Annotated in this window: 15 protein-coding genes; 1 reads left to right on the top strand and 14 read right to left on the bottom strand. The window is 57.3% G+C overall.

Annotated elements, in window-relative coordinates; all coding sequences use genetic code 11:
* Window positions 1-245 precede the first annotated feature (245 nt).
* The 8 genes from rpoS to ACVBEG_RS05705 form a co-directional block, all read right to left on the bottom strand.
* The gene (gene rpoS, locus ACVBEG_RS05740) at window positions 246-1,250 is read right to left on the bottom strand and encodes an RNA polymerase sigma factor RpoS (RefSeq protein WP_219061263.1); all 1,005 of its coding nucleotides are present in this window, start codon (window positions 1,248-1,250) and stop codon (window positions 246-248) included.
* Between the two features lie 106 nt (window positions 1,251-1,356).
* On the bottom strand, window positions 1,357-2,202 hold the full coding sequence (locus tag ACVBEG_RS05735; RefSeq protein WP_447107439.1) for a peptidoglycan DD-metalloendopeptidase family protein: 846 nt from the start codon (window positions 2,200-2,202) through the stop codon (window positions 1,357-1,359).
* 186 nt (window positions 2,203-2,388) lie between these two features.
* Window positions 2,389-3,024 carry a protein-L-isoaspartate(D-aspartate) O-methyltransferase gene (locus tag ACVBEG_RS05730; protein ID WP_322182776.1) on the bottom strand — a complete coding sequence of 212 codons (636 nt, stop codon included), beginning with the start codon at window positions 3,022-3,024 and terminating at the stop codon, window positions 2,389-2,391.
* 41 nt (window positions 3,025-3,065) lie between these two features.
* On the bottom strand, window positions 3,066-3,815 hold the full coding sequence (gene surE, locus ACVBEG_RS05725; protein WP_447107438.1) for a 5'/3'-nucleotidase SurE: 750 nt from the start codon (window positions 3,813-3,815) through the stop codon (window positions 3,066-3,068).
* The gene (truD, locus tag ACVBEG_RS05720; protein WP_447107437.1) at window positions 3,803-4,861 is read right to left on the bottom strand and encodes a tRNA pseudouridine(13) synthase TruD; all 1,059 of its coding nucleotides are present in this window, start codon (window positions 4,859-4,861) and stop codon (window positions 3,803-3,805) included. Before truD ends, surE begins: the two co-directional genes overlap by 13 nt.
* A complete protein-coding gene (ispF, locus tag ACVBEG_RS05715) occupies window positions 4,858-5,331 on the bottom strand; it encodes a 2-C-methyl-D-erythritol 2,4-cyclodiphosphate synthase (protein ID WP_447107436.1) in 474 nt (157 codons plus the stop codon). The genes truD and ispF overlap by 4 nt, the downstream gene beginning before the upstream one ends.
* A 52-nt stretch (window positions 5,332-5,383) precedes the next feature.
* Window positions 5,384-6,229, bottom strand: a complete 846-nt coding sequence (fghA, locus tag ACVBEG_RS05710; RefSeq protein ID WP_447107435.1) for an S-formylglutathione hydrolase — start codon at window positions 6,227-6,229, stop codon at window positions 5,384-5,386.
* Window positions 6,230-6,237: 8 nt separating this feature from the next.
* Window positions 6,238-7,350, bottom strand: a complete 1,113-nt coding sequence (locus ACVBEG_RS05705; RefSeq protein ID WP_219061257.1) for an S-(hydroxymethyl)glutathione dehydrogenase/class III alcohol dehydrogenase — start codon at window positions 7,348-7,350, stop codon at window positions 6,238-6,240.
* 105 nt (window positions 7,351-7,455) lie between these two features.
* On the opposite strand from ACVBEG_RS05705, the gene ACVBEG_RS05700 reads away from it, so the two are divergent.
* Window positions 7,456-8,352 (top strand): LysR substrate-binding domain-containing protein, encoded by an 897-nt coding sequence (locus ACVBEG_RS05700; RefSeq protein ID WP_447107434.1) that lies wholly within the window; start codon window positions 7,456-7,458, stop codon window positions 8,350-8,352.
* Window positions 8,353-8,368: 16 nt separating this feature from the next.
* Here the strand turns inward: ACVBEG_RS05700 and ispD are convergent, their stop codons facing one another.
* The 6 genes from ispD to tilS form a co-directional block, all read right to left on the bottom strand.
* Window positions 8,369-9,076, bottom strand: coding sequence for a 2-C-methyl-D-erythritol 4-phosphate cytidylyltransferase (gene ispD / locus ACVBEG_RS05695; protein WP_322180460.1), 708 nt, complete (start codon window positions 9,074-9,076; stop codon window positions 8,369-8,371).
* Window positions 9,073-9,351, bottom strand: coding sequence for a cell division protein FtsB (ftsB, locus tag ACVBEG_RS05690; protein WP_219061254.1), 279 nt, complete (start codon window positions 9,349-9,351; stop codon window positions 9,073-9,075). The genes ispD and ftsB overlap by 4 nt, the downstream gene beginning before the upstream one ends.
* A 165-nt stretch (window positions 9,352-9,516) precedes the next feature.
* Complete coding sequence (gene eno, locus ACVBEG_RS05685) at window positions 9,517-10,806, bottom strand: phosphopyruvate hydratase (RefSeq protein WP_322180463.1); 1,290 nt, start codon at window positions 10,804-10,806, stop codon at window positions 9,517-9,519.
* 153 nt (window positions 10,807-10,959) lie between these two features.
* A complete protein-coding gene (gene kdsA / locus ACVBEG_RS05680; RefSeq protein WP_322180465.1) occupies window positions 10,960-11,805 on the bottom strand; it encodes a 3-deoxy-8-phosphooctulonate synthase in 846 nt (281 codons plus the stop codon).
* Between the two features lie 5 nt (window positions 11,806-11,810).
* Entirely contained in the window at window positions 11,811-13,442 is a 1,632-nt protein-coding gene (locus ACVBEG_RS05675; protein ID WP_322180467.1) for a CTP synthase, read from the bottom strand.
* A 268-nt stretch (window positions 13,443-13,710) separates the two neighbouring features.
* Complete coding sequence (gene tilS, locus ACVBEG_RS05670; protein ID WP_322180469.1) at window positions 13,711-15,048, bottom strand: tRNA lysidine(34) synthetase TilS; 1,338 nt, start codon at window positions 15,046-15,048, stop codon at window positions 13,711-13,713.
* Window positions 15,049-15,057: the final 9 nt, after the last annotated feature.

Genomic DNA, 15,057 nt, shown 5'->3' with positions numbered 1-15,057 from the left:
AATAATAAAACAAAGACAATATCGCCCCCTTAAACTTACGATCACTTACACCACGCGTAAGCAAAGGCTTACATAAAAAACGCCCTATTGCTCGTCGCGCTAAACGTATGAAAGGCATCATCTAATAAATCATGGAACACCCGCAGCCACTTATCCACCTCGCGAATATAAAAACACCCCGACCCAGTCGAGGTGTTTTTATAAATCGGTCGCACAACGTCGCACACACTTGAGTCCATGCACTGCTATTGAAACAGAGACTCGCTCGACAGACCGTTCTTTTCAAGAATTTCACGTAAGCGCTTGAGGCCCTCGACCTGAATTTGCCTGACCCTTTCGCGGGTCAAACCAATTTCCAGACCTACGTCTTCCAAGGTACTGCTTTCGTGCCCTCGCAAGCCGAAACGCCTTATTACCACCTCTCGCTGCTTATCGGTAAGCTCGGAAAGCCACTGATCGATACTCTGGGAAAGATCATCGTCCTGCAGCAATTCACACGGGTCTGTAGGGCGATCATCGGTCAGCGTATCGAGCAAAGTCTTGTCAGAATCTGGACCGAGGGAAACGTCTACGGAGGACACCCGTTCATTGAGCCCAAGCATGCGTTTGACCTCGCCAACCGGCTTTTCGAGCAGGTTGGCGATTTCTTCAGGAGAGGGTTCGTGATCAAGTTTCTGGGTCAGTTCACGAGCAGCACGCAAGTAAACGTTAAGCTCTTTGACCACATGAATGGGCAACCTGATCGTACGGGTCTGATTCATGATGGCACGCTCGATGGTCTGGCGAATCCACCACGTCGCGTAGGTTGAGAAGCGGAAACCGCGTTCAGGATCGAATTTTTCGACCGCCCGGATCAGGCCCAAGTTGCCTTCTTCGATCAGGTCAAGCAATGAGAGTCCACGATTGACGTAGCGTCGGGCGATTTTTACCACCAGCCGCAGATTGCTTTCGATCATGCGTTTGCGCCCTGCCGGATCACCGCTCTGCGACAAACGCGCAAAGTGGACTTCTTCTTCCGGCGAAAGCAGAGGAGAGAAACCAATTTCATTCAGATACAACTGAGTGGCGTCGAGCGCCCGGGTGTAGTCGATGTACTTGTGTTGCTTGAGCGTTGTGGAGTGTTTGGCTTTGGCGCGGGCAGGAGTTACAGCAGTCTCCTTGCTCGAAACCTTGTCCAGAACGATGCCGGGTTCCATAAGGAGCACCTCATCGTCGATGTCAAACTCCGGCGCTTCTTTGCTGAGAGCCATTGTTATAGTCCTTTGGTGAGTTCGACCTCAAGCCCTAGCGGCGCCTAACTTCCATGGCAACGCTTGAGCCTGTCCCCTCTACGCCAGGAAACAGGCTGGTAACCGATCAACGACGTGGCAGGAATTCCAGAGGATCTACAGGTTTACCTTGACGGCGAATCTCAAAATGCAGTTTCACCCGGTCAGTCCCCGTTGACCCCATTTCAGCAATTGTCTGTCCGACCTTGACCTGCTGCCCCTCCCGAACCAGCAGCCTACGGTTATGTCCGTAAGCACTGACGTAGGTGTCGCTGTGTTTGATGATTACCAACTCGCCGTAGCCCCGCAAGCCACTCCCGGCGTACACCACCGAACCATCAGACGCAGCCAAAACAGGCTGTCCCAAATCCCCAGCGATATCAATTCCTTTATTCAAACTACCGTTTGAAGAAAATTTACCTATCAAAATGCCATTAGATGGCCACGCCCAACCCGCGGGTGAACGTCCTACAGCCTGTATCGGCGTTGTCGCAGGAGTCCCGGCAGGAGCAGAAACGATTACCGGCACAACCCCGATAGGGCGAGAGATCACTGTCGTTTTGATCGAACCGGAAGGGGCTACATCAGATGTGGAAGCGACTGACGTCGGCGCGGAACTTGACCGGCCATCAAAGCGAATCGTCTGCCCCGGGTGGATGGTATAGGGAGCAGGAATCTGATTGCGTTCGGCCAGCGCTTTCCAGTCCCAGCCGTAACGAAATGCAATAGAGAACAGGGTATCGCTACGCCGCACCACGTACTGCCCGGTCGTAACCGCCTGCCGTTGGGGCGCCGTCTTGTTACGATCGACAACCCTCACCCCTCCAGAAGGCGTGCTGGAGCAGCCGGCCAGAAATATACCGAGGGCAATGCCAATCACCAGGCGCTGAAAGCTTGCTATGGACATACACTGTCGAATGACTGTGAGACTCACCCGCCACTCCCTTTACTGGTGACTGAATTTAAGTTGCCTATTGTGCCGTAATAACGGCTGGCAGCTAATACTTAACTGGTTACAAAACCGTGCGTTACAGCACTTATTCAAGATACTGCGTTAACCTGCTCGTCGGCTATAGGACCTTGATGACCGGACAGAATTCATTACGAGCCGTAACAAGCCTCACGCCAGTGGCCCATTGAGCAAGGGCACGAATCGCACTGCACCCAGCACATGACGGGAAAAGCCATTCTCCTCGCGGATGATCAACATCAATTGCTGGACCTCGCCTGAGCCGACCGGAATGACCAGGCGTCCACCCGGCGCCAATTGATCAAGCAAGGCTTGCGGAACATCGGTCGCCACTGCAGTCACTATGATGCCGTTGTAAGGCGCCAGAGCTGGCCAGCCTTCCCAGCCATCGCCCCAGCGAAAGACCACATTGCGCAGATTCAGCTCGACCAGTCGCTCCTTGGCGCGGTCCTGCAAAACCTTGATGCGCTCCACCGAAAAAACCCGCTCCACTAGTTGCGCCAGGACTGCGGTCTGATAACCCGAGCCGGTGCCGATCTCCAGCACCTTGTCCAGAGGGCCGGCTTCCAGTAGCAGCTCGCTCATTCGCGCAACCATGTATGGCTGGGAAATGGTCTGGTTATGGCCAATCGGTAATGCGGTGTCTTCGTAGGCACGGTGTGCCAGCGCCTCATCAACGAACAAATGCCGTGGCGTTCGCCGGATCACTTCCAGCACCTGAGCGTTGGACAGGCCTTCTTCGTACAACCGTTGAATCAAACGCTCGCGGGTGCGCTGGGAGGTCATCCCGATCCCGCGTCGTAACAGATCATCTTGCTCGCGCGACATCAACCGAGCCCCTCTAGCCAGCCGTTGAGGCTGCTGAAACCGTCCTGATAGGTTCGGTCCAACTGCAGCGGGGTGATCGACACAAATCCTTGCATGACCGCGTGAAAATCGGTCCCTGGTCCGCCGTCTTCAACATCGCCTGCCGCTGCAATCCAATAGCCGACCTTGCCACGCGGATCGACAACCTTGACCGGAGCAGCCGCGCGGGCGCGATGCCCCAGGCGGGTCAGTTGAATACCGCGGATATGCTCAAGCGGAAGGTTCGGGATGTTGACGTTTAGCACCGTGCGCGGCGGCAGGTCGAGCTGTTCATGGGCTTCGACCAGCATGCGGGCAAAGTGCGCGGCCGTCGGCAGGTTGTCTACCAGACGCGATGACAATGAGAACGCAAACGACGGGTGCTTGAGAAATCGCCCCTCCAATGCGGCGGCCACTGTGCCGGAATACAGCACATCGTCGCCGAGGTTGGCCCCCAGATTGATGCCCGAGACAACCATGTCCGGCTGCAGATCAAGAAGCCCATTGAGCCCAAGATGCACGCAATCGGTTGGCGTACCGTTCAGGCTGATGAAGCCGTTGGCCAACGTGTGAGCGTGAAGCGGGCGATCAAGCGTCAGAGAACTGCTTGCACCGCTTTTGTCTTGATCAGGGGCAACGACCACGCACTCCCCATAGCCCGCCAACGCTGCATGAAGCGCAGCCAAACCCGGCGTCGTAACCCCATCATCGTTAGAAATCAGAATGCGCATGAGCCGTCCGTCTGCCCCACCGCCACCAGATCGACGAGTTCACGCACCAATACGGTGGCGAAGCATCCGGCCGGAAGGACGAATTCTAATTGCAGAATGTCAGGCTCGGGATAATGCCACGTCAATCCACCAATGGGCAGCCGCAGGATACGACGTTCATGCTCCATGCCTGCTTTGATCAGCCAATCGCGCAACGCGGGTTCGCGATCAGCGATGGCTTGTTCAAGCATGCCCGTGACGCCGGTCGCAGGCGAATCACCCTCGCCCCACTGCGGCCCGGTCGGGTGCAGGTCAAGAATAGCCAGACGAGGATCGCTGCATTCAGCCTCGCCAGCAGGGAAAAAGCTGCGGCTATCGGTGAACGCCAGCAGATCGCCCACTTGCGCCTGCTGCCAACTGCCATCCGCCACTCGCGCCGCCAACACCTGATTGAACAGATAGCTGCGAGCCGTCGACAACAGCCGCGAACGCACATTGCGTTGTTCCGGCAATGCCTGGCGCGATGCGTACTCACGGGCTTCGCCCAGATTACCGCCCTGCCAACCGAAGCGCTGGGCACCAAAATAATTGGGGATGCCGTGGCTGGCGATCAATTCGAGGCGCGCCTGCAAGGCCGCGTGATCCGCCTGCAACTGGGTCAGGCGCAAGGTGAAGCCATTGGCCGCGTGAGCGCCGCGGTTCAGTTTGCGTTTATGACGGCCGATCTTCAGGATTTTCAGGGTATCGTCCTGAGCCGCTGACAGATCAGGGTCGGCCTTGCCCGGCAAGTGCAAGCTGAACCACTGACGCGTCAACGCCTGACGATCCTTCAAGCCCGCATAACTGACGGTTCGCAACGGCACACCGGCAGCACGCGCCAGGCGGCGGGCCGCTTCTTCGGTGTTCAGGCCTCGCTTCTCGACCCACAGCCACAGATGCTCACCGTCACCGGACAACGGAATATCCAGGACTTCATCGACCTGGAAATCTTCAGCCGTGGCTTTGAGCACCGCAGTACCCAAGGCGTCACCGTAGGCGCGCGGGCCAAGCAATTCGAGTTCTGTCATGCTGAGAGCAACAAGGCGACAGCATGAACCGCGATGCCTTCTTCACGGCCAACGAAGCCAAGTTTTTCAGTGGTGGTAGCTTTTACGTTCACTTGATCCAACTCGACGTGAAGATCCGCGGCAATCAGCGCACGCATCGATTCGATATGCGGGGCCATTTTCGGTGCCTGGGCAACAATGGTGGCGTCGATGTTGCCGACATTCCAGCCTTTGTTATTGACCAATGTGACCACGTGACGCAACAAGGCGCGACTGTCTGCGCCCTTGAATTGCGGGTCCGTGTCCGGGAAGTGCCTGCCGATATCCCCCAACGCTGCCGCGCCGAGCAAGGCATCGCAGAGTGCATGCAGCAGCACGTCGCCATCGGAATGGGCGAGCAGCCCGAAGCCGTGCGCGATCCGCACACCACCCAAGGTGATGAAATCGCCTTCAGCGAAACGGTGCACATCGTAGCCGTGGCCAATACGCATAAAAAAACGCCCCGAAAAAGTCAGGGCGTGATTCTACCTACTTTGTTGAACATTAGCCGCTTAGAGCGACCCCATGATGACGTAAGTGATCTTCGATAAAGCTAGCGATGAAGAAATAGCTGTGATCGTAACCGGGCTGCATACGCAAGGTGAGTGGATGCCGAGCAGATTTTGCCGCCTGCACCAGCGCCTCAGGCTTGAGCTGATTGGCGAGGAAATCATCACGATCACCCTGATCGACGAGGATCGGCAATTTTTCCGAAGCCTCGGCGATCAACACACTCGCATCCCATTCGCGCCAGCGCGAACGCTCATCCCCAAGGTAACGGGAAAAAGCCTTCTGGCCCCACGGGCAGTCCATCGGATTGCTTATCGGCGAAAAAGCTGACACTGACTGATAGCGCCCCGGATTACGCAAAGCGCATACCAACGCCCCGTGTCCGCCCATGGAGTGACCACTGATTCCACGCCGGTCCGAGGCCGGAAAATGCGCCTCGACCAGTGCCGGCAGCTCGCTCACCACATAGTCATGCATGCGGTAGTTCTTCGCCCATGGTTGCTGGGTGGCGTTCAGATAAAAGCCGGCACCGAGACCAAAATCCCATGCGCCATCCGGATCACCCGGTACATCCGGCCCGCGCGGGCTGGTATCGGGGGCGACGATAATCAACCCTAGTTCGGCCGCGATCCGTTGCGCCCCTGCCTTATGCATGAAGTTTTCATCGGTACAGGTCAATCCAGACAGCCAGTACACCACCGGCAATTTACCGCCCTGCTCCGCTTGCGGTGGCAGGTAAACGGCAAACACCATGTCGCAGCCGAGCACATCGGAATGATGCTTGTAGCGCTTGTGCCAGCCACCGAAGCTTTTCTGGCAGGACAGGTTTTCCAGGCTCATGACTGACCTCAGAAATGGATGACGGTGCGGATGCTCTTGCCTTCATGCATCAGCTCGAAAGCCTTGTTGATGTCTTCCAGGCCCATGGTGTGGGTGATGAAGGTGTCCAACGGGATTTCGCCCTTCTGCGCCATGTCGACATAGCTCGGCAATTCAGTGCGACCCCGCACACCACCAAACGCCGAACCGCGCCAGACGCGTCCGGTAACCAGTTGGAAAGGTCGGGTTGAAATTTCCTGACCGGCGCCAGCCACGCCAATGATCACCGACTCACCCCAGCCTTTGTGGCAGCACTCAAGCGCCGCACGCATGAGTTGCACGTTGCCGATGCACTCGAAGGAGAAATCCACACCGCCGTCGGTGAGATCAACGATCACGTCCTGAATCGGGCGATCGTAATCCTTAGGGTTGATGCAGTCGGTAGCGCCCAGCTGTTTGGCGATTTCAAACTTGGAAGGATTGATGTCGATGGCGATGATGCGCCCGGCCTTGGCTTTAACCGCGCCAATCACCGCTGACAAGCCGATCCCACCCAGACCAAAGATCGCCACGGTGTCGCCTGGTTTGACTTTCGCGGTGTTCAGCACCGCACCAATCCCGGTAGTGACGCCGCAACCGAGCAGGCAGACTTTTTCCAGCGGCGCGTCTTTGGAGATTTTCGCGACCGATATTTCCGGTAATACGGTGTATTCGGAGAAGGTCGAGGTGCCCATGTAATGGAAAATCGTCTGGCCTTTATAAGAGAAGCGCGACGTACCATCCGGCATCAAACCTTTGCCCTGGGTGGCGCGAATGGCTTGGCACAGGTTGGTCTTGCCAGACAGGCAGAATTTGCATTTACGGCATTCCGGGGTGTACAGCGGGATCACATGATCACCGACTGCAACTGAGGTCACGCCTTCGCCGATTGCTTCGACGATTGCACCACCTTCATGACCGAGGATCGAAGGGAAGATGCCTTCCGGGTCAGCGCCAGACAAGGTGTAGGCGTCGGTGTGACACACACCGGAAGCGACGACCCGCAGCAGCACTTCACCGGCCTTGGGCATCGCGACATCGACTTCAACGATTTCGAGCGGTTTCTTGGCTTCAAAGGCAACGGCAGCACGTGACTTGATCATCAATCTTCTCCGACGAAGTAAAAACAAGCCTGAGAGTGTAAAGCAGTGCTGATTAAGGAATAATCAGGCTAAAAGCAAAACATTATTGCTGTATAGGGACAATCGATGTACGCCAATCGCTGGGAAGGGATGGATGAGTTTGTGGCGGTGGCTGAATGCGGGCAGTTCACCGCTGCAGCAGAACGCTTGGGCGTTTCGTCATCACACATCAGCCGACAGATCGCCAGGCTCGAAGAGCGCCTGCAAACCCGGCTGCTGTATCGCAGCACCCGGCGCGTAGCCTTGACCGAAGCCGGGCAGACATTTCTTCTGCACTGTCAGCGCCTGCAAGATGGGCGCGAAGAAGCACTGCGCGCGATAGGCGACCTCACCAGCGAACCTAAAGGCCTGCTGCGCATGACCTGCGCCGTGGCGTATGGAGAACGCTTCATTGCACCGTTGGTGACCGGCTTTATGACGCTCTATCCACAATTGCGCGTGGATATCGAGCTGAGCAACCGTACGCTGGATTTGGTGCATGAAGGCCTCGATCTGGCGGTTCGCCTGGGTCGTCTGCAAGACTCAAGACTGATTGCCACCCGCCTGGCGCCTCGGCGCATGTACCTGTGCGCATCGCCCTCTTACCTTGAGCGTTATGGGCGGCCGCACAGCCTGTCGGAATTGAACCGTCACAACTGCTTGATCGGTAGTAGCGACACGTGGCAACTGCAACAAAATGGTCGGGAATTCTCGCAACGGGTTCAAGGCAACTGGCGCTGCAACAGCGGGCAGGCCGTGCTCGACGCGGCGCTGCAGGGGATCGGATTGTGTCAGTTGCCGGACTACTACGTGCTTGAACACCTGAACAGTGGCGCGTTGATTTCGCTGCTGGACGCTCATCAACCCCCCAACACGGCGGTCTGGGCACTTTATCCACAGCAACGGCATTTGTCGCCCAAGGTGCGCAAGTTGGTCGAGCATTTGAAAGCCGGGTTGGCGCTGTGTAAAGAGTATCGCGATTAAAGCGACTTCGCCGGGCTCAACCTTTGAAGTCTCGACGCTGACGCAGCCATTCTAGGTCTTCGGGGCGCGTCACCTTGATGTTGTCTGAACGCCCTTCGATCAGCCTGGGAGACTGACCGGCCCATTCGATGGCGGAGGCTTCATCGGTGATACTGACATCCGATACCAGACTGTCAGCCAAGGCTCGGTGCAGTGCGCCGAGGCGGAACATCTGCGGCGTATAGGCCTGCCAGATCAAGCTGCGATCAACAGTTTCAGTGACGCGCCCATTACTGTCCGCGCGCTTGAGTGTGTCGCGAGCCGGAACGGCCAACAGACCACCGACAGGATCGTCAGCCAATTCGTACAGCAGCGTGTCCAAGTCTCCGCGCGATAGATTCGGACGAGCCGCATCGTGAACCAGCACCCAGTCATCGTCATGAGCGCCTTGCGCGTGGAGATGCAACAGCGCATTGAGCACTGAGTCTGCCCGCTCCCGCCCGCCCGCCACGCGCTGGATCCGCGAGTCAGCAGAGCATGCCAGGGTCGGCCAATAGGGATCATCCACAGCCAGGCTGATCACCAGTCCCTTGAGTTGGGGGTGATCGAGAAAACAATTAAGGCTGTGTTCGAGAATAGTGAGCCCGCCCAGTTGCAGGTACTGCTTGGGCCGGTCAGCCGCCATGCGAGCGCCAACGCCCGCGGCAGGAATCACTGCCCAGAAGGCAGGTAGAACAGATGTCATTGGGCCAACTGATAAAGGGTTTCGCCGTCCTTGACCATGCCCAATTCGTGACGCGCCCGCTCTTCAACGGTCTCCAGGCCTTTTTTCAGCTCAAGCACTTCCGCATCAAGAACCCGGTTGCGTTCCAGTAGCGTATCGTTTTCAGCATGCTGATCAGCGATTTGCTGGGTCAGACTGGCCACTTGCGCCAGGCTTCCGTTGCCCACCCAAAGGCGATACTGCAGGCCGGCCAGCAGCAGAAGCAAGATGAGGAACAACCAGTTAGGACTGCGCATTGAATATTCAGGTACTCAGTGGAAAAGACAGCGATGCCGACACGTTGGAAATCGAGCGAGGGCATTGAGCCCGGCAAAACCAGGCTCAATCACTCATGCGCTGGCAGAATCGTCAGCTATGCCGACTTTTCTTACAGCGCCCGTTGTCTTTTTACCATCTCCAGCTCAGCCGCGAAACTCACCACGACCGTTGTATACAGCCTTGGCGCCCAATTGCTCTTCGATACGCAGCAGTTGGTTGTACTTGGCGATGCGATCAGAACGGCTCAGAGAACCGGTTTTGATCTGACCTGCGGCCGTACCGACAGCCAGATCGGCAATGGTCGAGTCCTCGGTTTCGCCGGAGCGGTGCGAGATGACAGCCGTATAACCCGCTGCCTTGGCCATCTGAATGGCTTCCAGGGTTTCGGTCAGGGTGCCGATCTGGTTGAACTTGATCAAGATCGAGTTGCCGATCTTTTTATCGATGCCTTCTTTGAGAATCTTGGTGTTGGTCACAAACAGGTCGTCGCCAACCAATTGCACTTTCTCACCCAGTTTGTCGGTCAGAACTTTCCAGCCAGCCCAATCGGACTCGTCCATGCCATCTTCGATGGAGATGATCGGATAACGGCTGACAAGACCGGCCAGGTAATCAGCGAAACCCGCCGAGTCGAACTTCTGACCTTCGCCAGCCAGATCGTATTTGCCGTCTTCGTAGAATTCGCTGGCCGCGCAGTCCAGCGCCAGGGTCACGTCGGTGCCTAGCGCGTAACCGGCGTTGGCCACCGCTTCAGCGATAGCACCCAAGGCGTCTTCGTTCGAAGCCAGGTTCGGTGCGAAACCGCCTTCATCGCCGACAGCAGTGTTCAAGCCACGGGCTTTGAGCACAGCTTTCAGATGATGGAAAATTTCGGTGCCCATGCGCAGCGCTTCGGAGAAGGTCTTGGCGCCAACCGGCTGCACCATGAACTCCTGGATATCGATGTTGTTATCGGCATGCTCGCCACCGTTGATGATGTTCATCATCGGCACCGGCATTGAGTACACACCCGGCGTGCCGTTGAGGTTGGCGATGTGCGCGTACAGCGGCAGATCCTGATCCTGAGCGGCAGCTTTGGCTGCGGCCAGCGACACAGCCAGGATCGCATTAGCGCCCAGGCTGGCTTTGTTTTCGGTCCCGTCCAGGGCGATCATGGCACGGTCCAGCGCTTGCTGGTCCAGCGGATCCTTGCCCAGCAACAGGCTGCGGATCGGGCCATTGATGTTAGCTACAGCCTTGAGAACACCTTTGCCAAGGTAACGACCCTTGTCGCCATCACGCAGCTCGAGCGCCTCACGCGAGCCAGTGGAAGCACCGGACGGCGCGCAGGCACTGCCGATGATACCGTTATCGAGGAGCACATCTGCTTCCACGGTGGGATTGCCACGGGAGTCGAGAACTTCACGACCTTTGATGTCGACGATTTTTGCCATTGTTGTAAACACTCCAAGATTGACGAAAGCGACACAGCTGAGGGAATCAATTATCGCCGTCAGGCGTTGTGCAGCGGGCAGGTCTGACGAGGATAAGCCTCTGGCCCGTGGGCCAGAGAAATACCGAGCGGCACTTTACCGGAGAAACCGGTTTTACGCGGTCTCTACCGTCGGAAAACTTTTCACAAGTTCATCCAGTGCCTTGAGCTGAGCCAGGAATGGCTCGAGCTTGTCCAGACGCAAGGCGCAAGGACCATCGCATTTTGCGTTATCCGGATCCGGATGCGCTTCGAGGAACAACCCGGCCAGACTCTGGCTGAGACCGGCCTTGGCCAGATCGAGGACCTGAGCCCGACGACCACCAGCAGAATCGGAGCGACCACCTGGCATTTGCAAGGCATGAGTCACGTCGAAGAATACCGGATACTCGAACTGCTTCATGATGCCGAAGCCGAGCATGTCCACGACCAGGTTGTTGTAACCGAAGCTGGAACCACGCTCGCACAGAATCAATTGATCATTCCCTGCTTCTTCGCACTTGGCCAGGATATGTTTCATTTCCTGAGGGGCGAGAAACTGGGCTTTCTTGATGTTGATCACCGCACCGGTCTTGGCCATTGCCACGACCAGATCGGTCTGCCGCGATAAAAACGCCGGCAATTGGATGATGTCGCAAACCTCAGCCACTACCGCAGCTTGCTCAGGTTCGTGCACATCCGTGATCAGCGGTACACCAAAGGTCTTTTTGATCTCTTCAAAAATCCGCATGCCCTCTTCCAGGCCTGGGCCACGGTAAGAGGTCACGGACGAACGATTGGCCTTGTCGAAACTGGCCTTGAACACGTAAGGGATACCGAGCTTTTCGGTGACCCTTACGTACTCTTCGCAGACCTGCATGGCCATGTCCCGCGATTCCAGCACGTTCATGCCACCAAACAAGACAAACGGCTTGTCGTTGGCAATCTCGATCGCGCCTACACGGATGATCTTTTGCGCCATAAAAGTCAGGCCTTCTTCTGATGTTGCGTCAAAGCCGCCTTGACGAAACCGCTGAACAACGGGTGACCGTCGCGCGGTGTCGAGGTGAACTCAGGGTGGAACTGACAGGCGACGAACCAAGGATGATCCGGCGCTTCGATCACTTCGACCAAAGCACCGTCACCGGACCGACCGGTCACTTTCAGGCCCGCTTCGACCAGGCTTGGCAGCAGCTTGTTGTTCACTTCATAACGATGGCGATGACGCTCGACGATCACGTCTTTAGCATAGCAATCGCGCACCAGCGAACCAGGCTCCAACTGGCAATCCTGCGCGCCAAGACGCATGGTGCCGCCGAGGTCGGATGTTTCAGTGCGGGTTTCAACGGCACCGGTGGCATCTTCCCACTCGGTGATCAGACCCACGACCGGATGGCCACTGGCGCGATCGAACTCGGTAGAGTTGGCGTCTTTCCAGCCCAACACGTTGCGCGCGAACTCGATAACCGCTACTTGCATGCCCAAACAGATACCCAAATAAGGGATCTTGTTCTCGCGAGCGAATTTTACAGCAGTGATCTTGCCTTCAACGCCACGCAAACCAAACCCGCCCGGAACCAGAATCGCGTCGACACCTTCGAGCAAGGCAGTGCCCTGATTCTCGATGTCTTCGGAGTCGATGTAGCGCAGGTTGACCTTGGTGCGATTGGAAATACCGGCATGGCTCATCGCTTCAATCAACGATTTGTAGGCGTCGAGCAGCTCCATGTACTTGCCGACCATGGCGATGGTGACTTCATGCTCAGGGTTGAGCTTGGCGTCGACCACTTGTTCCCACTCGGACAAATCAGCACTGCCGCATTGCAGACCGAAACGCTCAACGACGAAATCATCAAGCCCTTGAGCGTGGAGCATGCCCGGAATCTTGTAGATGGTGTCGGCGTCTTCCAGCGAGATGACTGCGCGCTCTTCAACGTTGGTGAACAACGCAATCTTGCGCCGCGAGGCAATATCCACGTGATGATCCGAGCGGCAGATCAATACGTCTGGCTGCAAACCGATGGAGCGCAGTTCTTTGACCGAATGCTGAGTCGGCTTGGTCTTGGTTTCGCCAGCAGTGGCGATATAAGGCACCAGCGTCAGGTGCATCAACATCGCACGCTTGGCGCCGACCTCGATGCGTAACTGGCGGATAGCCTCAAGGAACGGTTGCGATTCGATGTCACCGACGGTGCCACCGATCTCGACCATGGCGACGTCAGCATCGCCAGCGCCCTTGATGATCCGGCGTTTGATTTCGTCGGTGATGTGCGGAATCACCTGGATGGTCGCGCCCAGATAATCACCACGGCGCTCTTTGCGTAGGACGTGTTCGTACACACGCCCCGTGGTGAAGTTGTTGTTCTGGGTCATGGTGGTGCGGATGAACCGCTCGTAGTGGCCCAGGTCCAGGTCGGTTTCGGCGCCGTCATGAGTGACGAACACTTCACCGTGCTGGAATGGGCTCATGGTGCCCGGGTCCACGTTTATATAGGGGTCAAGCTTGAGCATGGTGACCTTAAGTCCCCGCGCCTCCAGGATGGCCGCCAGTGAAGCAGAGGCAATGCCTTTCCCCAATGAAGAAACAACACCGCCCGTGACGAAGATGTAGCGCGTCATGAAAAACCCTAGAAGTCTGCGTTAAAGCGGTCAGAGCCGCCGGGGAGAGCGAAGGAAGGCCGAAGCCCCCAATTACCAATTAATTTCACAGTGCACTCCTGAAAATTGCTGCGTTGGGACCGGCAGACTGAAAAAGCTCGCCTGTTGCTCGCTACATTTTTGAGAATCGCCCAGCAAAAACTGCCTGGTAATCGGCAACTTCCGTCGATTCAGAAGAATCCACAGAAGCTGTATCAAGAAGGGAGCGTAGTCTACCGGAAACGGCCTTTCAGCTCAAACTTTGGTCGTTCGTCGGCGCATGCCAGCGCAATCGCCAGTCGCCATGGGCTGTTCCGTCCAATTCTGGCAGGTTGGCAACCGCCAATAACTGCTCACCGCGATACACCAGCGGCAATCGGCCACGGGCAAACACCGGCAAACCACTTTCGTTGAGCAAGCGCTTGAGGTCTCGATGCCCTCGCCCCGGCAGATGCATGAGCTCACCGCCTTGGCGATAACGCACCTGCAACTCGCCGCCCAAAACCCCATTGTCAAACTCAAGCCAGCCATTGCCCGGCAAACTCAATGCCTCCCGAGGATCTGCCCAGACGATCGAGGCGTCTGGCTGCTGCAACCATGCACCCGACAGCCACCAGATACGCCCCTCGGCGCGGTGTAGCTCACCGTCGGCAAGACGCCAGATCGGTCGAGCCTCGCGGCCGGCGTCACGCAAACTGTCCCAACCGACCCAATGTTCGCTGTCCGGCAGGCGCGTCAAAGGCGCTAGCCAATGGCGCAATGCGTTGCGTTGGCGTGCCGGAGAAAGGGCTTTTAGAGGGTCGAGCGCCAACGACGACAAACCCAGCCAAGGGAAGGGTGCATCGGTACCCGCCCGCACCAGGTCCTGATCGGCCAATTCGTCGAGCAGCCCTTGCGCCTCCGCCAGATGCGCAGCGGTTCGCGCCATGTTCGCGGCAGCTTGAGGCCAGCGCTCGGTCAGTGAGGGCAGAATGAGCTGACGCAGGTAATTTCGGGAAAACCTACTGTCTTTATTGCTGGGGTCTTCGACCCAGCTCAATCCCCGTTCGCGGGCATACATCTCCAGCATTGCGCGCGAGACGTCGAGCAAAGGCCGCAACAACTGCCCTCTTCCCAGCGCGCGCTGTTCAGACATCGCAGCAAGACCCCGCACACCCGCCCCGCGCAGCAGACGAAACAGCAGGGTTTCGGCCTGATCATCGCGATGCTGGGCGGTCAACAGCACCTCGCCTGGCGCCAGCGCCTGACTGAACGCCGTATAACGCGCCTCACGAGCCGCACGCTCGATACTGGCGCCAGGCTCAACCTGCACAGCCATCACCTGCAGCGGCACACCCAAGGCCCGACACACCTGAGCACAATGCTCGGGCCACACATCTGCCGCAGCCTGAAGGCCGTGATGGATATAAATCGCAGATAAGGGCGGCAATGCTTCGCGGGTAGCGAGATCAGCCAGAAGGTGCAGCAGAACGGAGGAGTCCAGACCGCCGGAAAACGCGATGCGCCAAGCCGAAGCATTGCGCCAAGGCTCGAGAGTGCGAAGCAACCTGGAGCGCAGATCGTTATTGCAGTGCTTGAACGTAGTCATGGACGACAG

The organism is Pseudomonas sp. GG8, from assembly GCF_052976945.1.
The sequence above is the reverse complement of the archived record's forward strand: the minus strand, read 5'-3'. Positions and strand labels throughout refer to the sequence as shown.